This is a genomic window from Agromyces atrinae, from assembly GCF_013407835.1.
Taxonomy (GTDB): domain Bacteria; phylum Actinomycetota; class Actinomycetes; order Actinomycetales; family Microbacteriaceae; genus Agromyces; species Agromyces atrinae.
In genome coordinates, this window is record NZ_JACCBI010000001.1 from 2,882,320 (window position 1) to 2,901,428 (window position 19,109).

The window sequence follows — 19,109 nt, forward strand, 5'->3', positions numbered from 1 at the left end:
GCGCGACGCGCCGGCGACCGTCATCCGCTCGTCGGCGTGTCGGCCGCGGGTCCGCCGCAACGGTCGGGCACGGCCTGCAGATGGCCCGCGCTCGGGGGTGAATGCGAGCGCTCGGGGTGAATCTCGGGGTGAAATCAGACCACCCCGGCGACCTGCAAACGCTTGCCGACCGTTGGCTCTCTGTGGCGAGCGCGTCCGATGGGGGGTAACGCGCTGCCGAACGCCCGTTGCCGCTTACCCCCGCACCTTGGAGTGCCCCGCCGTGATCCCTACTGATCGGCCGCGATCCCGCACGCCGCGCTTCGGCGCCGGACGTTTCGCCGCCTTCCTGACCGCTTCAGCCCTCGCTCTCGGCGGGCTCGTCGTCATCGCCCCGCCCGCCGCAGCTGCGGGAGGTGCGATCTCGGGAACCGTGTTCCGCGACTTCGGCTCCGACGGCCGCTTCGACTCGGGCAACCCCGCATCGAGCGGCATCCCGAACGACACCGGCCTCGCGGGCGTGACCGTCACGGCGAGCACCGGTGCGGGAACGACCATCGCGACCACGACGACCGACGCCGACGGCGAGTACTGGCTCGACACGGCCGCCGTACCCGACGGCACCCCCGTGCGCGTCGAGTTCACCGCCCTGCCCGACGGCTACTTCCCGTCGTTCCTCGGCGACGACAACGGCTCGAGCGTGCAGTTCGTCGAGGCCGGCGCGACCGACGTCGACTTCGGCGTCAACGCCCCCGAGGACTACTCGCAGGGCAACGCGCCCCTCGTCACGGCCATCCAGTCCGCCGGACTCCGCGCACTCAACCCGGGAGTGCCGTCGCTGACCTCGGTGCCGTGGTCGGTTCCGCGCAACGAGATCGGCAACAACCGCGGCGACTACTCGCAGCGCACGACGCTCGCGACCGCACCCGAGACGGGTTCGCTCTGGGGCACGTCGTTCGATCGCGTCTCGGGCGACGTGTACGCCGCGGCCTCGCTCCGTCGTCACTCCGAGCTCGGTCCGCTCGGCCTCGGCGGCATCTACCGCGTCGCCGACGCCCTGACCGCGGACGGCTCGATCAACGCGTCGCACGGCGCGGTCGAGTCATGGCTCGACGTCACCGACCTCGGCATCGACGTCGGATCGTTCGACGAGTCGAGCCGAGGCCTCAGCCAGCCCACCCAGCCGACGCGCGATGCGCTCGCCTACAACGCCGTCGGAACCGTCGGTCTCGGTGGCATCGCCTCGAGCGTCGACGGCCGATTCCTCTACGCGGTGAACCTCGCCGACCGCACCCTCGTGCGCATCGACGTCGCGAACCCGACCGCCGAGACGACGTCGGTGTTCCCGCTCGGCCTCGAGGCCGACGAACGCCCCTGGGCCGTGACGGTCCACCGCGGCTCCGTGTACGTCGGCATCGTCGACACGGCCGAGTCGACCGCGGGCGGTCTCGCCCCCACGACCGCGACCCGTTCCGAGGGCACGAGCATGAGCGTCCGCGTCGCGAGCGAGGCCGACCTCAGCGCTCTCGGCGACCCCGCGAACACCGTCTTCGAGGCTCCCCTCGACTACCAGCGCGGCGCCGTCTACACGGGTGCGGCCGAGCGCTTCCGCTCGTGGCACCCCTGGACGAACGTCTGGGACCGCGGCCTCTTCGAGTTCGCCGGCTGGCCCGGCGTCTCGTGGGCGCAGCCGATCCTCAGCGACCTGCAGTTCACGACCGATGGCGAGCTCATCCTCGGCCTCCAGGACCGCTTCTCGCTCCAGGCCGGTAACCGCAACTGGGCTCCGACCGGACAGGCCACGACGACCTTCGAGACCGTCTCGCTCGGCGACATCCTCATCGCCTCGCCGAACGGCTCGGGGTCATACACGCTCGAGAACGACGGCGTCGTCGACGGCCGCTCGACCTCGACCGGTGGAGCCAACGAAGGCCCCGGCGGCCGCGAGTTCTTCGACGACCGCAACGCCATGGCCGACAACCCGTCGCACTTCGAGATCGCCCTCGGCGCCCTCACGACGGTCCCCGGCGTCGACGAGGTCGTCGCCACCGCCTTCGACCCGACCTTCAGCATCCGCGTCGCGGGCAACGCCTGGTTCAGCACGGTCGACGGCTCGCTCACCAAGGGCTTCCAGCACACGGATGACGGTGGAGCGCCGCCCAACCTGACCAACGGTTCCTTCCAGAAGGCCGGTGGCCTCGGCGACATCGAGTCGCTCGTGAACGCCGCACCCCTCGAGATCGGCGACCGCGTCTGGTTCGACGCCGACCAGGACGGCGTGCAGGCCGCCGATGAGCCCGCCATCGAGGGAGTCGTCGTCGAGCTGCTGCGCGACGGAGAGGTCATCGGCACCCGCACGACGGGCCCCGACGGCACCTACTCGTTCCGTTCGACCGATGACGACCTCGGCGGCGCGTTCACGCCCGGCGGAGGCGACTACACGGTGCGCTTCGTGCAGCCCGGCGAGGGTCAGCTGAGCCTCAGCGGGCCGAACGCCGACGCCTTCGGCGAGATCGACTGGGTCGATGCATCCTTCACCGTTCCCGGTGCGGGTGAGTCGCGTGCCACCGACTCGAACGCCGACCCGGCGACCGGTGAGTACGTCTACACGGCGGGCGGACCCGGCGAGAACGACCACACGATCGACGCGGGCTTCATCGCGAACACCGAGTTCACGATTACGAAGCAGATCGGCGAGGACGGCGCCGAGGCGGCCTCGGGTCAGCAGTTCACGATCGTCGCCGACGCCCGCGACTTCCGCGGTGACGCGATCGCCCTCGCCGACTCGCCGCTGTCCCTGACGGGCGACGAGACGAGCGCTCCGATCACGGTGCCCGTGGGCAGCCGCGTCGCGGTCTCCGAACCGGATGCCGCGAGCTATCGCTCCGTCGACATCGTCGGCCCCACGGGTGTGACGCCCGACGCCGACGGCTTCTACGCCCTTCTCGGCGGTGGCGCCTTCGCGTTCACCGTGACGAACACCCTCGTCGAACCCGGTACGTTCACGGTCTCGAAGGTCGTCACCGGCGACTTCGACCTGACCGACCCGGCCTTCGCCGACACGGAGTTCACGGTCGCCTACTCGTTCGAGGGCGGCAGCGAGAGCATCGTGCTGAACGCCGACAACGACTGGAGCGCGACCTCGATCGAGCTGCCGTTCGGCACCGAGGTCACCGTCTCGGAGGCGACCATCGAGGGCGCACCCGTCTACGTCGGCTGGGACCAGCCGTCGTGGAGCGAGGGCGACCAGGCCGACGGAACGGCGATCATCACGATCGGCGACGGCACCGACCTCGCGCTCGAACTCACGAACCCGGCGAACCTGCTGGTCGGTGGCTTCAGCATCACGAAGGCCGTGACCGGTGATGGTGCCGACCGCGTGCCCGCCGACACCGAGTTCGACGTCGAGTACAGCGTCGACGGCGGCACCACGTGGGTCGGACTCGACCCCGTCGTCGCCGGCGGCACCGTCGCGGGCCCCGACGACCTCCCGCTCGGCACGACCGTGCTGCTGCGCGAGGCCGACCAGCCCGCGTTCGACGACGTCGAGTGGGGTACTCCCGCGTTCTCGGGCGTCGGCGTGACGCCGGGCGAGGCGGGCGAACCCGCGAGCCTCGTCATCGGTGAGACGGGAGTCGTGGCCCTCGGCCTCGACAACCCGACGACGCCGCGCAATGGCCAGTTCACTCTCACGAAGTCGGTGACCGGTCCGGGAGCGACGTTCCTCGACCCCGCGACCCGCTTCGCCGTCGAGTACCGCTACGGCGACGTCGTCGAGACCGTCGACCTCGAGCCGGGCGTGCCGTTCTCGTCCGAGTCGATCCCGACGGGCACCGTCGTGACGGTGACCGAGGTCGCTCCGACGACCGGTCTGCCCGACGCCGCCGAGTGGGGCGTCCCGACGCTCACGATCGACGGTGAGACGGCCGTCAACGGTGCCCAGTTCACGATCGGCGACGACACCGTCATCGAGGTCGTCGTGGTCAACCCGACCGACGTGACCCCCTCGGTCTCGATCGAGAAGGGCGACGGCGCCGACGGCGTCATCGTGCACGACGCCGACACGGTCGCCGAGGGTGAGGCGTACGCGCCGGGCTCGACGCGCACGATCGTCATCTCGGTCGTGAACGACGGCATCGAGCCGCTGCGCGACGTCTCGCTCTCCGACGTGACGCTCGCCGGTGGTGCGATCGACGACCTGACGTGGACCTTCCCCGACGGTTCGGTGCAGTCGGCGAGCTTCGCCGACGGCGAGTGGACCGCGACGTGGCCGGCGACGTTCGGCGACGACCCGACGCTGTGGCAGCCGGGCGAGGTCATCGCCGGATCGGCGACCCTCACCGTCGGAGCCTCCGCCGGTGCGCACCAGGACCGCGCGTCGGTCTCGGCCGTGGGCGGGTTCTCGGGCAAGCCCGTGGATGACGCCGACGACTACAACGCGTTCACCGGAGCGATCCAGGTCATCAAGTACGACGGCCAGAAGGCCGACCCGGTCGTGCGCGACGGCGACGCGTGGGTCATCCCCGCCAAGCCGCTCGCCGATGCGCTGCAGGACGCGAACACCACCGACACCGCGGTGAAGTACCCCGTCGACACGCCTCAGGCCGTGCGCTGGGTCGTCACCAACACCGGTACGACGTGGTTGACCGACCTCTCGCTCGTCGACGTGACGGGCACCGGCCCCGCCGTCGGAGACGACTGGACCGCTGACCTCAGCGCGTTCGGCGGACCCGCCGACTACTCGTTCGTCGACGACGGCCCGTGGTCGGGTCTCTTCCCGCCCGGCGCATCCTTCTTCGCGGAGGGCACCCTCGTGCTCGGCGCGGAGGACGTGCACGCCGACACCGTGACGGTCGTGGGAACGGTCGTGGTCCCCGCGACGGGTGACGACGGCCTGCCGACGGACCAGCCGCAGCTCGGCGAGGGCGACGAGCCCGTGCGGGCGATCGTCGACGGCGAGCCGTTCACGGTGACCGACGACGACCCGTTCCACGCCTGGACCGGTGTGGGGCCGTACGTCGACATCGAGAAGGGCGACGGCACCGACGGTGTCATCGTGAACGACGCCGATTCGATGACGGATGCCGTCTTCTACGCTCCCGGCGAGAAGCGCGACATCGTCTTCACGGTGACGAACACCGGTGACGAGGAGCTCGTCGACGTCGTGCTCACCGACCAGACGCTCTCCGGTGCGTCGGTCTCGAGCCTCGTGTGGACGTTCCCCGACGGCACGACGGCTCAGGCCGTTCTGACCGACGGGGTGCTGACCGCACGCTGGGAGGCCTCGTTCTCGGGCACCCGATGGGCGCCGGGTGCCGTCATCCAGGGGCACGCGACCCTCACGGTCGCCCTCTCCGACGAGCCCCACGTCGACCGCGCGACGGTCAGCGCGACGGGTGCGGCGTCGGGCAAGCCCGTCGGCGACGTCGATGACTACAACGGCCTGACGGCCCGCATCCAGGTCATCAAGTACGACGGCAACCGCCCCGACCCCGCGGTGAAGGATGCCGCGGGCAACTGGATCGTGCCGACGAAGCCCCTCGTCGACCCGAGCCAGGACGCCAACGACCGGGCGAACTCCGTCGAGTACACGGCGGGCGAGCAGAACCACGTGCGCTGGGTCGTCACGAACACGGGGACGACGTGGCTCACGGAGCTCACGCTCACCGACGTGACGGGCGGCGGGCCGGACGTGCTCGACTGGACGGCCGACCTCAGCCCGTTCGGCGGACCGAGTGCGTACAGCTTCGTCGAGAGCGGCACCTGGCACGGTCTCGTGCCGCCCGGAGCGTCGTTCTTCGCCCACGGAACGCTCACCCTCGCCGCCGGCGACGTGCATGACGACACCGTCACGGTCACCGCCGTGCCCGTCGTCCCCGCGGTCGACGACGAGGGCGTGCCCACGGGCCAGCCGTCCGTCGACGAGGACGGCAACCCCGTGCTCGTCACCGGACCCGATGGTGAACCCGTCACCCTCGTCGACGAAGACCCCTTCAACGCGCATGTGCTGCCCGCACCGCTCGTGTCGACGGGATTCGAGGGCGCCTGGATTCTCCTCGGCACGTTCCTCCTCGCCGGAGGAGCGGCACTGCTCATGCTGTCTCTGATGCGCCGGGCCACCCGACGCTCGAAGCGCTGACCGTATGAGCCGAATGCCCGCCTCCCCTTTCCCCTCGGGTGGCGGGCATTCGTGCTGCGTGCGGCGACCTATCCTGAGCAGATGACGGATGACACGCCGGCCGCCTCGCAGGAGCTCTCGACCCACGGCGTCGGGCCGTGGCCCGGAGGGCGCGACGCGTGGCCGAACGGCGAGCACTTCGACGCCGAGCTGCTCGAGAACGGCGACACCCGGAACGTCATCGACCGCTACCGCTACTGGACGATGGAGGCCATCGTCGCCGACCTCGACCGTGCCCGCCACGGGTTCCACGTCGCGATCGAGAACTGGCAGCACGACATGAACATCGGCTCGATCGTGCGGAGCGCGAACGCCTTCGGCGCGCACACCGTGCACATCGTCGGGCGACGCCGCTGGAACAAGCGTGGCGCGATGGTGACCGATCGCTATCAGCACGTCATGCACCATCCCGACATCGCGGCGTTCGACGCGTGGGCCGCTGCGGCGTCCCTGCCGGTCATCGCCGTCGACAACATCGCGGGGGCGGTGCCGATCGAGACCTTCGACTGGCCCGAGGCGTGCGTGCTGCTGTTCGGTCAGGAGGGCCCGGGGCTCTCGCCCGAGGCCTCGCAGGCGGCGCAGTCGATCGTCGAGATCACCCAGTACGGCTCGACGCGCTCGATGAACGCGAGTGCTGCGGCGGCCGTCGCGATGTACGCGTGGGTGCTCCAGCACGCGCCTCGCTGACCCCTCTCTACCGATGCCCCGATCGGGGGTCATGTCGCATTGTGCAAACGCTTGCGGCCGCTCGTCGCTCGTTGGTACTGTTCGCTGAGGCTTCCTCGATCATCGCTCCTACCGGTGCCGTCGAGGACTCGAGTCGTGCGCGTCCACTGCGCCGCTCGTGAGCGCCGCGCCCGAACGCAGCTCAGTACCTGGGGGAATAACCGATGTCGCACCACAGCCCGTCACGACCGCGCCGATTCGGCACCCGAGCTGCGACGAGCATCGTCGTGAGCTCCGCCCTCGCCCTCGGATCGCTCTTCGCCCTCGCTCCGGCGCAGGCGGCCGAGTCGGGCACGGTGGCCGGCACGGTCTTCCTCGACTACAACAGCGACGGGGTCTTCCAGCCGACGGGCACACCCGCCGAGCGCGGCTTCGCGGGCGTCACCGCGACGGCATTCGACGCCGCGGGCACCGCTGTCGGGTCGACGACGTCGGCGGCCGACGGTTCGTACTCGATCTCCGTCGTCGACGCGGTCTCGGCCGCGCTGCGCGTCGAGTTCGAGCTCAGCGCCGAGCAGGTCGCCGAGGGCTACCGCGACTCGTTCGCCGTCCTCGACGCGGGGGCGTCCGAGAGCGGCTCGAGCGTGCAGTTCGTGACCGTCGGGCAGACCGGCGTCTCGTTCGGCGTCAACAACCCCGAAGACTTCAACACGGGTTCGGCCGACCTGCTCGTGCCCGTGCACAACCCCGGCAACCCGCTGCAGCAGTCGGGCAAGGACACCCGCGGTCTCGTCTCGGTCGAGTACTCGGCGACGGGCAACTCGAAGGGCGACCAGACCAAGATCTCGGCCGCGACGCCCGGCAACGGATCGTTCGGCGCCGCTCAGGGCGTCGTGTGGGGCAACGCGTTCGACTCGTCGACGGGCGACGCCTACACGGCGGCCTTCCTCCGCCGATTCGGCGGATTCGGCGACGGCAACCTCGGTGGTCTCTACCAGACGGATGTCGCGGGCAAGACGACCTCGGTCTGGATCGACCTCGAAGCCGCGGGCATCGACGTCGGCGGCTCGGTGCTCGACGGTGCGCTCGGCATCGGCACCCCGGCATCCGCCTCGGCACGCAACTCGGCCCGCGGTCTCGTCGCGAGCACCGTGCAGGCCGTGCACGACTCCGCGGTCTTCCCCCTCGTCGGCAAGGTCGGCCTCGGTGCCGCGGTCGTCGACGAGCCCGGACGCACGCTCTACGTCGCGAACCTCTACGAGCGCAACGTCGTGTCCGTGCCGATCAATGCCGACGGTTCGGCGGGCACCCCGACGAGCATCGACGTTCCCGGCCTCGACGCCGACGAGCGCATCTTCGGCCTGCACCTCTACCGAAACCAGCTCTACGTCGGCGTGACCGAGACCGCGGGCAACGCGGCCAACACGGGCTCGCGTTCCGATCTCGGCGCGCGCGTCATCTCCGCGCCCACGAGCGACCTGTCGTCGTGGACGCAGCGCATCGACGTCACCGATCTGACCTTCCAGCGCGGCATGCCCGACTGGTCGTTCGAGGCCGGCGGAACGAACGCCGGTCAGGCGCTCTGGAACGCGACGAAGCGCAACAACGCGTCGCACTGGAACGCGTGGACCGATAGCTGGGCGTCGGGCGACAATTCGAACCTCGCCGGCCCGGGCAAGACGTGCCTGCGCTCGAGCAACCAGAACGAGCAGAACCGCTGGTATTGCGCCTACCCGCAGCCCATCCTCTCGAGCATCGACTTCGACGCCGACGGCAACATGCTGCTCGGATTCGCCGACCGCTTCTCGTTCCAGCACGCCGACTTCCAGTGGAGCCCGACGTCGAACGACACCAACCTCTACTGGACCTTCGCGATGGGCGACACGTACGTCGCCGGCAAGCAGTCCGCGGGCGCGGGTGCGACGTACCTCCTCGAGCAGACCGGATCGTACGACTCGATCGCGGGCGACCGCACGGCGTCGTGGGTCGACAACAACCCCGGCATCTCGGTGCCCGGCCTCGCCGCGACGAACAACCAGCAGGGTCCCGGCGGCGGCGAGTTCTTCTACGACCGCAACCGCCCATCGATGTCGGCCAACTGGGAGGCCACCCACTTCGAGTCATCCCTCGGCGCGCTCGCGACTCTCGAGGGCGTGCAGCAGTTCCCGACGACCGGCTTCTCGACGCAGGGCTCACGTGCCGCTGACTTCTTCGGCTCGGGACTCAAGTGGCTCAACCAGGTGAGCGGCGCGACCGATCGCGCCTACGACATCACGACCCGAGCGGATGCCTGCGGCGCGACGCTCTGCTGGCCGAACGTCCCCGGCGCCGGCGGAAGCGCGACCGACTTCACCTCCTTCGGCAAGGCCGGCGGCCTCGGCGATCTGCAGTTCCTCGTCGACGCGGCTCCCGTGCAGATCGGAAACTACGTCTGGTTCGACGCCGACCAGGACGGCGTGCAGGGCGCCGACGAGCCCGCCCTCGCGGGAGTCACGGTCGAGCTGTACTCGGCCGACGGATCGACTCTCCTCGGCACGACGACGACCGACGCCAACGGCGAGTACTACTTCTCGTCGCTCACGACGCCGGGCTTCGAGCCGAAAGCCGACTACCAGGTGAAGTTCGTCGCTCCGACCTCGGGCACCGCGCTCACCGACCCGCGCTTCGGCACGGTCGACTGGAGCCAGCTCTCGCTCACGCAGGCCGAGCAGGGCGGCAACACGCTCATCGACTCCAACCCCGACCCGCAGACCGGCGTCGCCGACGTCTCGGTCGGCGCGCCCGGACAGAACGATCACTCGATCGACGCCGGGTTCGTCGGAGTTACGGCCGTCGAGCTCGAGAAGCAGATCGACACCGAGGGCGGCCCCTCGCCTCCCGGCTTCGAGTTCTCCTTCACGACCGAGGCGATCGACTTCCGCGGAAACCCGATCACCCTGGCACCCTCCGACGCGGCCTTCACCCTGCAGGCCGACGGCGTCACGAAGACCATCACCCTGCCGATCGGTGCGAAGGTGCGGTTCACCGAAGCGCCCTTCCCGACGGCGGACGGCTCCGTCGTCTGGAGCCCCACGCCCGACGCCGACGGCTGGATCACGGCCTCGGGAACGGTCGATGCCCCGACCCGGATCATCGCGACCAACAGGCTCCTGCTGCCCGGCAGCTTCGAGCTCACGAAGTCCGTAACGGGCGATGGCGCAGCCGCCGTGCCCGACGACTTCGAGTTCACGGTCGACTACTCGTACACTGACCCCTTCACCGGCGCACTCGTGTCGAAGAGCCTCACCGTTACGAAGGGCTCGCCGGTCGACGTCTCCGACGACATCCCCGCCGGGGTCACCGTCACCCTCGTCGAGGGTGCGCGAACCGGTGCCCCGCCGAGCGTCGGCTGGGGAACCCCGGTCTTCAGCGGCCCGGGAGTCACCGACAACGGTGACGGCAGCGCGACCTTCGTCGTCGCATCCGACACCCAGGTCGAGATCGGCCTCGAGAACCCCGCCGACGAACTCGTCGACGGCTTCCAGCTGACGAAGTCCGTCACGGGCGGGGCCGCGGGTTCGGTCGGCACCGACTTCGACTTCGTCGTGAATGCCACCTACGTGCCCGCCGATGCTTCCGCGCCCGCCCAGCTCACCGTGCAGAAGAACGGCTCGGTCTCCGTGACCGACCTCGCGCTCGGCACGGTCGTGACCCTCAGCGAGGTGCAGCCGGTCGACGGTCAGCCGTCGCCCGAGGTCTCGTGGGGCACTCCCGTCTGGAGCGGCACCGGTGTGACCGTCAACCCCGACGGCTCGGCGTCGTTCACGATCACCGACGGTGCGAGCGTGCAGGTCGCACTCGAGAACCCGACGGCTCAGCTCGTCGGCGACTTCTCGATCGAGAAGGTCGTCACGGGCGATGCTCCGGTCGACCCCGATCTCGAGTTCTCGTTCGAGTACTCGACCGACGCGGGTGCGACATGGATCCCCGTCGACGGCGTCACCGCCGGTGCCGCCGGCGCATGGTCGTCGCCCGAGCTTCCCACGGGTACGACGGTGCAGGTGCGCGAGATCGCACCGACCGGCAGCTTCTGGGGAGCCCCCGAGTTCACGGTCGACGGCGTCGCCTCGGCTGAACCCGTCACCTTCACGATCGGTGACGGCACCTCGGTCGCCGTCGTCGTGACCAACCCGACCCTCGTCGGCGACTTCTCGATCGAGAAGGTCGTCTCGGGTTCGGCCGAGGTCGACCCCGATCTCGAGTTCTCGTTCGAGTACTCGACCGATGCGGGCGCGACGTGGGTCCCCGTCGACGGAGTCACGGCGGGCGCCGCGGGCGCGTGGACGTCGCCCGAGCTCCCGACCGGCACCGAGGTGCTCGTGCGCGAGATCGCGCCGAGCGGTGACTTCTGGAGCGACCCGACCTTCACGGTCGATGGTGTGCCCGTGGCATCCCCCGCCGCCCTCACGATCGGAGACGACTCGACGGTCGCCGTCGTCGTGACGAACCCGACGACGGTCGGCGACTTCACGATCGAGAAGATCGTGACCGGCTCCGCCGAGGTCGACCCCGACTTCGAGTTCTCGTTCGAGTACTCGGTCGATGCAGGTGCGACGTGGGTCGCTGTCGACGGCGTTCTCGCTGGTGCCGCCAACGCCTGGACCTCTCCCGAGTTCAACACGGGCACCCCCGTGCTCGTCCGTGAGATCCAGCCCGTCGGAGCATTCTGGGGCGAACCGTCGATCACCGTCGACGGCGTCACCCAGTCGGGAGACGCGAGCTTCGTGATCGGCGAGAGCTCGACCGTCGCGGTCGTCGTCACGAACCCGACCGGCACGGGCGACTTCACGATCGAAAAGGTCATCTCCGGCTCGGCGGTCGTCGACCCCGACTTCGGCTTCTCGTTCGAGTACTCGGTCGACGGCGGCGCGTGGGTCGCGGTCGACGACGTGCTCGCAGGAGCCGCCAACGCGTGGACCTCGCCCGAGTTCAACCAGGGCTCCGTCATCGCGGTGCGTGAAGTTGCACCGACCGGTGCGTTCTGGGGCACGCCCGTCATCACGATCGATGGCGTGACGCAGCCGAGCCAGCCCGCGACGTTCGTCGTCGGCGGCGGCACGACGGTCGCCGTCGTCGTCACCAACCCGACCGAGGTCGGCACGTTCACGATCGAGAAGGTCGTGACCGGCGATGCCGTCGTCGATCCGGGGCAGACGTTCGACTTCGAGTACTCGACCGACGGCGGCACCACGTGGATCGCCGTCAGCGACGTCGCCGCGGGCCCGGTCAATGCGTGGACCTCGCCTGAGTTCACCGTGGGCACCGAGATCCAGGTGCGCGAGGTCACTCCGAGCGGCCCGATCTGGGGCACGCCGACCATCACGGTCGACGGTGTCGACGCGGGTGACCCCGCGGTCGTCACGATCCAGAACGATCCCGACGTCGAGGGCGGCTCGAACGTCGCGGTCGTCGTGACCAACCCGACGCTCGTGGGCGACTTCTCGATCGAGAAGATTGTCTCGGGTTCCGCCGTGGTCGACCCCGACTTCGAGTTCTCGTTCGAGTACTCGACGGATGACGGTGCGACGTGGGTTCCCGTCGACGGCGTGCTCGCCGGTGCGGCGAACGCGTGGACGTCGCCCTCGTTCAACGCGGGCACGACGGTTCAGGTGCGCGAGATCGCCCCGGCCGGTGCCTTCTGGGGCGACCCGACCTTCACGGTCGACGGCGTCGCGACGACGGCTCCCGTCGAACTCACGATCGGTGCGGATTCGACCGTCGCGGTCGTCGTGACGAACCCGACCTCGACGGGCGACTTCTCGATCGAGAAGGTCGTCTCGGGTTCGGCCGAGGTCGACCCCGATCTCGAGTTCTCGTTCGAGTACTCGGTCGATGGCGGTGCGACGTGGGTCGCGGTCGACGGCGTGACCGCCGGGGCCGACAACGCGTGGACGTCGCCGGCGTTCAACACCGGCACCGAGGTTCAGGTGCGCGAGATCGCTCCGACCGGTGCGTTCTGGGGCACGCCGACCATCACGGTCGACGGCGTCGCCGCGGGTGACCCCGCCGTCCTCACGATCGGTGACGGCTCGACCGTCGCGGTCGTCGTGACCAACCCGACGCTCGTGGGCGACTTCTTGATCGAGAAGATCGTGAGCGGCGATGTCGTGGTCGATCCCGACTTCGGGTTCTCGTTCGAGTACTCGACCGACGGTGGCACCAGCTGGGTGCCGGTCGACGGCGTTCTCGCCGGTTCGGCGAACACGTGGACGTCGCCCGAGTTCAACACGGGCACCGAGGTGCAGGTGCGAGAGATCGCCCCGACCGGTGCGTTCTGGGGCGACCCGACGTTCACGGTCGATGGTGTCGCGGCCGACCAGCCCGTCGAATTCACCATCGGCGACGGATCGACCGTCGCCGTCGTAGCCACGAACCCGACGAACACGGGCGACTTCTCGATCGAGAAGATCGTCTCGGGTGACGCGGTCGTCGATCCCGACTTCGAGTTCTCCTTCGAGTACGCGGTCGACGGCGGCGCCTGGGTTCGCGTCGACGGTGTGACGGCGGGTGCCGCGAACAGCTGGACCTCGCCGCTTCTGCCGACCGGGTCCACCGTGCAGGTGCGCGAGCTCGCGCCCGTCGGTCCCATCTGGGCGTCCCCCACCTTCACGGTCGACGGCGTCCCCGCCGAGCAGCCCGTCGAGTTCACGATCGGTGACGGTTCGACCGTCGCGGTCGTGGCCACCAACCCGACGCTCGTCGGCGGCTTCACGATCGAGAAGCGTGCGACGGCCGAAGCCGGCACCGCGTGGACGGCGACGGTGGCCTACGGCTACGAGGTCGACGGCGCGCCGGTCGAGGGCTCGCTCGAACTGACCGCTGCCGCTCCGATCGCCGGTCTCTCCGGCATCAACGCCGGCACGGCCGTGACGCTCTCGGAGGTCGCCTTCACGGGTCTTCCCGCGGGTGTCGAGTGGAGCGACTTCACGTGGGCCGGCGACGTCGTCGACAACGGCGACGGCACCGTGACGATCACGGTCGGAGACGAGGCGCCCGTCGCACTGGTGCTGACGAACGACGTCGTCACTCCGTCGGTCGAGATCGTCAAGGGCGATGCCGGCTTCGAGGGCTCGGGCGATGAGATCGTCAACGACGCCGACACGATGGCCGACGGTGAGTTCTACCAGCCGGGCGAGACGCGCACGATCGTGTTCACCCCGACCAACAAGGGCACCGAGGCTCTCGTCGACGTCGTCGTGACCGACCAGACGATCGCCGGCGCCGACGTGCAGGCTCTGCAGTGCGTCTTCCCGAACGGCGACCGCACCGACGGTGTGTTCGCCGACGGCGGCTGGACGGTCGCCTGGGCGGCGTCGAGCGCCGACTCGAACCCGGCGACCTGGCTCCCGGGCGTGAGCTTCACGTGCACCGCGACGCTCACGGTCGAGGCTGCCGGCGGCGTCCACGTCGACAACGCCACGGTGTCGGGAACCGGAGTCGCCTCGGGCGTCACCGTGACCGATGAGAACCCGTACAACGCATTCACCGCCGACATCCAGGTCATCAAGTACGACGGCAACCTCGCCGACCCGGCCGTGAAGGATGCCGACGGCAACTGGATCACGCCGGGCAAGCCGCTCGCCGACCTCGGTCAGGATGCCAACGACACGGAGCACTCCGTGAAGTACGTCGCCGATCGTGCCAACGCGGTGCGCTGGGTCGTCACGAACACCGGCCCGACGTTCCTCACGAGCGTCGACCTCACCGATGTGACGGCGACGGGCCCGGCGATCGAGTCCGACTGGACCTGCGACCTGCTGCCCGTCGGCGGCCCGAGCGGGGCGTACAGCTTCGTGAAGGACGGCGCCTGGAACGGTCTGTTCGCCCCGGGTCAGTCGTTCTTCTGCGAGGGCACGCTGACGCTCGGCGCGAACGCGATCCACCAGGACACGGTCACCGTCGTGAGCGAGGTCGTGGTTCCCGAGGTCGATGAGAACGGCGTGCCGACCGGCAACCCGTCGCTCAACCCCGACGGAACGCCCGTGATCGCGGTCGACGGCGACGGCAACCCGCGGGTCCTGACCGACGACGACCCGTTCAACGCCTACACGCCGGCTCCGGCGACGGCAGTCACCGGCTTCGGCGGTTCGATCCTCGGCATCCTGGCGCTCCTGCTCATGGCGGCCGGCATCCTCGCCGTCATCGGTTCGCGCCGCCGCGTGGTGCGTCGATGAGGCAGATACGCCGACGATGACGGTCGGGCGGTGATCATCTTGGGGTGATCGCCGCTCGATCCGTCCCGGTGCGCGGCCTCGTCCGCCGCGCACCGGGACACATGACGATGGGCCCCTGATTCCTCAGGGGCCCATCGTCGTGTTCGTGCGGTGTCGGCCTACAGCGGGCGCACCGTGTAGATCGCGACGGCGCCGGTGTCGGCGGTTTCGAAGGTGACCTCGACGGAGTACGACGCGTTCTGGTAGCCGAGCACGCGCTGGCCGCCGGCCGTCGCGCCTCCGCCTGTGAAGCCCGCGCCCGAGAGCTGCTCCTTGATCACCGGGTCTGCAGCCTCCTGGCTCTCGATCTCGACGCGCTCGACCCAGGCGCCGTCGACGATCTCCGACCCGGCCGTCGTGCCCTCGATGAGCGGGACCTCTGCGGGGAAGGCGCCCTCGGCGACGGCCGGAACGGTGCCGTCAGGGGCGGCGGATGTCGGCGTCGACGACTCGCTCGGCCCCGTGCATCCCGCGAGGGCGGGGAGCAGAGCGAGAGCGGCGAGCCCGCCGAGAATGCTGGAACGACGTGCAGAAGACATGACAACCCCCGTGACGATGTGCGTGTCATCCACTCTACTGACAGCGCTTGCACTTCGCGCCCGCCCCGCGCCCCCACCCGCCCCAACCCCTCCGTTTCGGCGTCACGACACGCTGGCTATCGCGCGTTTAGCCAGCGTGTCGTGACGCCGAAACGGAGGGCGCGGGCACGTGAGATGGGCGAGGGAGCGCGTGCGCGGGGAGAAGAGTGGCGCGCGCGTGGCGCGGGCGCGTCAGGCGAAGAGGGGGGAGCCGAGGGGGCGGGTCGCGTCGAAGCCGGGGAGGATGAGGAAGCTCGCGCTCGCGGTCGGCGTCGCAAACGACATGAGGTCGTCGGTCTCGTCGAGTCGCGCCTGCGTCTTCACGAACGTGTCGAGGTCGCGTTGGAAGCACACGAAGAGCAGACCGCTGTCGGCGATCGGTGCGCCCGCGGCATCCGTCGTCTCGCCGTCATCGAACGCGTAACCGCGACGCAGCATGAGCGCACTGCCCGTGAACGAGGGGTGCGCCGCGCGCACGTGCGAGCGCGCGGGCACGAGGAAGCTGCCGTCGGGCGTCTTCGCGAGCAGGTTGGCCTCGTCGTGCAGACCTCCGCCCGAGAGCGGTGCGCCGTCGCCCTCGCGGCGCCCGATGATCGCGTCACGCCGCTCGGGCGCCTCGGCGCCGAATCCGCTCGTGTCGAGCAGCAGGCGACGGATGACGCACACGGTGCCACCCGCAGCAGGACCGTCGGCGATCCAGACGTTCTCGTCGAGCTCGTCGCGTCCGTGCGGCACGATGATGCCGTCGTGATACCCGAGCGGGTTGCGGGCGATCGTGCCCTCGCCGACGGCACGGAATCCGCGCTGCCGCCACCGCGGCGAGACGTCGCCGAGCGCGCGCACGAGCTCATCGAGCACGGGGTGCAGCAGTCCGCCGTCGGTCGCCGACAGCGAGAGCAGCAGGTCGCCGCCGTTCCGCCGCGCGGGGATCGCGTCGTCGCCCGCGAAGGCGGGGAGTGCGAGCGCTCCGGGCAGTGCGGGGTCGATCGCGGCGACGACGCGCGGCCCGAGGCCGACGGTCACGGTCAGGTCGCCCGAGCCGTCGGGATTCGCCGCGCCGGGCGAGGAGAGCGCGAGGATCGCCGCGCCGAGGGCCTCGAGCCGCGCCGGCAGGGCGCCGCGCACCGCGTCATCCGCGAGGTCGAGGTCGAACACGGCGACGAGGCAGTTCATCTGCGGGGTGCCGGGGCGCGCGATGCCGGCCTGCGTGCGGCCGGTCGCGGTGACGGCGGCTCCGCGCGGGGGGATGTCGGCCGTCGGCGTCGCGGGAGCAGTACCCGAGCCGCCCGCACTGATGACGGCGTTCGCGCCGACCGTCCCCGCGATGCCGGCGACGAGTCCGGCACCCGCGCCGAGCAGCACGCTGCGTCGACTCGGGCGCGGGGTATCCGTGCGTTCGGTCATGCGCCCGGCACCGCGGTCGGGATCGGGCCGGGAATCGTCACATCGTCGGCGGGGCCGAGGTCGATCGTGACCCACGTGCCGCCGAGGCGGGCCTCGACGCGCAGCAGCAGACCCGTCTCGTCGACCCAGTAGCGCACGCCCGAGGCATCCGGATCGACGGCGTCTCCGCTCACCGCACCCTCGGCGGGCCCCGTGAAGACCGAGACGGCGGTGCCGTCGATCTCATCGTCGGTGAGGTGCAACGCGCCGTTCTGGCGGAGGAGCAGAGGGTTCTCGGGTCGGTCGGCGCCGAGGCTCGCGACGACGCTCAATACAGCCTGTGCGGCCGACGCGGTCGGGTCGACGGCTCCCGGGCTCCACGCCTCGGTGCTCGCGGGCACGGGCAGCGGCGGGCTCGTCGCGCCTGCCGCGGAGAGTGCGGCGAGCGTCGTGCCGTCCCACAGGATGAGGTCGCCGCCGTTGCCGTCGGCTGTGACGAGTCCGTAGCCGACGTGGGTCTCGTAGTCGAACCAGCCGTCGAGCGTCAGGGCGCTGCCGGAATCGTCGAACGCGGCCTCGACCGATCGCGTGCCGGCATCGAAGTTCTTGAAACGGATGACGGCGAGCAGCTCCGACTCGGCCGTCGTGACCACGCGCGGCCCATCGTCGCTCGGCGTCGGCGCAGCGTCGCCCGAACCGCCGGTGCAGCCGGCGAGGCCGAGCATGAGCGCGACCGCGGCGAGTGCGGCGGCCGCTCTCACGAGTTGGTCCAGTCGGCGAGCAGGTCGCTCGAGGGCAACGTCACGGCGTCGAGGTCGGGCACGTCGACCGTCGCGGGCAACGGCGACGGGATCGTGTCGTCGGCGTCGAGGCCGGGAAGCCGCGGGGGAGCCGCGACCTTCAGGAAGCTCACGCCCGGCGGCACCGTCACCGCGGGCAGGGCCGTGCGGGCGTCGGCGGGCTGCGTGCCCGCGCACTCGGTGCCGAAGAGCGCGGGAAGCGCGCTGAACGCGCCGCCCGTGACGCAGTTCAGCGAGGCCGGAGCACGCTCGGCCGAGACGTTCGCGACGTCGACGCCGTTGCCCTCGAAGAGGATGTCGGCGAGGGTGTTGCCCGTCGCCGCGAGGTCTTCCGTGTTCGAGAACAGCACGCCCGCGGCGGGGTTGCCGGCGATGACATTCGCGCGCAGCAGGTTCTCCTGGCCGCCCGCGATGCCGACGCCCACACCGAAGCCGCCGTCGGCGTGCGAGGGCGAGTCGGCGCCCGCGTTGTCGACGACGACGTTGCCGACGACGGTGTTGCCGCGCTGCGGCGTGAACGCCTCCTGGTAGTTCGAGATGAGGGTCATGCCGATGCGGTTGCCGCTGAAGCGGTTGCCGACGAGGTAGACCGAGTCGGAGGCGTTGGCGTTCTCGAAGCCGATCGCGTTACGCTCGGCGACGTTGCCCTCGACGAGGATGTCGCACTCGCGGCACTGACCGACGTAGAAGCCGCTGTCGGCCGAGCCCGACGCGTAGGAGTTGCGGATGACGCCGTGCTGGGCGTCGAACGCGTAGATGCCGTAGAGCCCGTTGTTGGAGGCCGTGACCGAGTCGATCGCGAAGCGCTGCACGGGCGGGAACTTCTCGGGATCGAGCGTCGTGTACCCCGCGCCGCCGTGCGCCGTCGGGCCGTTCTCGTCGTGCATGCCCGTGACGAGAACGCCGTAGAAGGTCGCCTCGCGCACGGTGAGGTTCTCGACGCGGATGCCGTCGGCGATGCCGACGATGCCGTACGAGCGCACACCCTCGCCGTCGATGATCGTGTCGTTGCGGTCGACGCCGCGGATGGTCACGTCTTCTTTGTCGACGAGCACTTGCTCGGCGTAAACGCCGGGCTCGATGAGGACGAGTCCGCCGGGGGAGACGAGGTCGACGGCCTCGGTGATCGTGGCGGCGTCGGCGGGCACGCGAACGACGTCTGCGGCGGCCGGCTGCTCGGTCTCGCCCGGGGCGCACGCACTGAGGGACGAGACCAGGACGGCAGCCGTGAATACGGCCCCGAGGGCCCCCCATGAGCGCATGGATTCAGTCT

7 protein-coding genes are annotated in these 19,109 nt (G+C 70.3%); 3 read left to right on the top strand and 4 right to left on the bottom strand.

Features of this window, described 5'->3' with window-relative positions:
• Positions 1-262 precede the first annotated feature (262 nt).
• The 3 genes from BJ972_RS13480 (at position 263) to BJ972_RS13490 (ending at position 15,036) form a co-directional block, all read left to right on the top strand.
• Positions 263-6,118 carry a DUF5979 domain-containing protein gene (locus tag BJ972_RS13480; RefSeq protein WP_129171967.1) on the top strand — a complete coding sequence of 1,952 codons (5,856 nt, stop codon included), beginning with the start codon at positions 263-265 and terminating at the stop codon, positions 6,116-6,118.
• Between the two features lie 81 nt (positions 6,119-6,199).
• Positions 6,200-6,844: a TrmH family RNA methyltransferase gene (locus BJ972_RS13485; protein WP_129171966.1), complete on the top strand. Its 645-nt coding sequence runs from the start codon at positions 6,200-6,202 to the stop codon at positions 6,842-6,844.
• Between the two features lie 266 nt (positions 6,845-7,110).
• A complete protein-coding gene (locus tag BJ972_RS13490) occupies positions 7,111-15,036 on the top strand; it encodes a DUF5979 domain-containing protein (protein WP_129171965.1) in 7,926 nt (2,641 codons plus the stop codon).
• 158 nt (positions 15,037-15,194) lie between these two features.
• Here the strand turns inward: BJ972_RS13490 and BJ972_RS13495 are convergent, their stop codons facing one another.
• The 4 genes from BJ972_RS13495 to BJ972_RS13510 form a co-directional block, all read right to left on the bottom strand.
• Positions 15,195-15,614, bottom strand: coding sequence for a hypothetical protein (locus BJ972_RS13495; protein ID WP_129171964.1), 420 nt, complete (start codon positions 15,612-15,614; stop codon positions 15,195-15,197).
• 231 nt (positions 15,615-15,845) lie between these two features.
• Positions 15,846-17,057, bottom strand: coding sequence for a Dyp-type peroxidase (locus BJ972_RS13500; protein WP_129171963.1), 1,212 nt, complete (start codon positions 17,055-17,057; stop codon positions 15,846-15,848).
• Complete coding sequence (locus tag BJ972_RS13505; protein ID WP_129171962.1) at positions 17,054-17,797, bottom strand: hypothetical protein; 744 nt, start codon at positions 17,795-17,797, stop codon at positions 17,054-17,056. Before BJ972_RS13505 ends, BJ972_RS13500 begins: the two co-directional genes overlap by 4 nt.
• Positions 17,794-19,098, bottom strand: coding sequence for a right-handed parallel beta-helix repeat-containing protein (locus tag BJ972_RS13510; protein ID WP_129171961.1), 1,305 nt, complete (start codon positions 19,096-19,098; stop codon positions 17,794-17,796). The genes BJ972_RS13505 and BJ972_RS13510 overlap by 4 nt, the downstream gene beginning before the upstream one ends.
• Positions 19,099-19,109 lie beyond the last annotated feature (11 nt).

Coding starts and splice junctions, on each gene's coding strand:
- BJ972_RS13485 (WP_129171966.1), top strand. CDS start 6,200: ATGACGGATGACACGCCGGCCGCCTCGCAGGAGCTCTCGACCCACGGC.
- BJ972_RS13495 (WP_129171964.1), bottom strand. CDS start 15,614: ATGTCTTCTGCACGTCGTTCCAGCATTCTCGGCGGGCTCGCCGCTCTC.
- BJ972_RS13500 (WP_129171963.1), bottom strand. CDS start 17,057: ATGACCGAACGCACGGATACCCCGCGCCCGAGTCGACGCAGCGTGCTG.
- BJ972_RS13510 (WP_129171961.1), bottom strand. CDS start 19,098: ATGCGCTCATGGGGGGCCCTCGGGGCCGTATTCACGGCTGCCGTCCTG.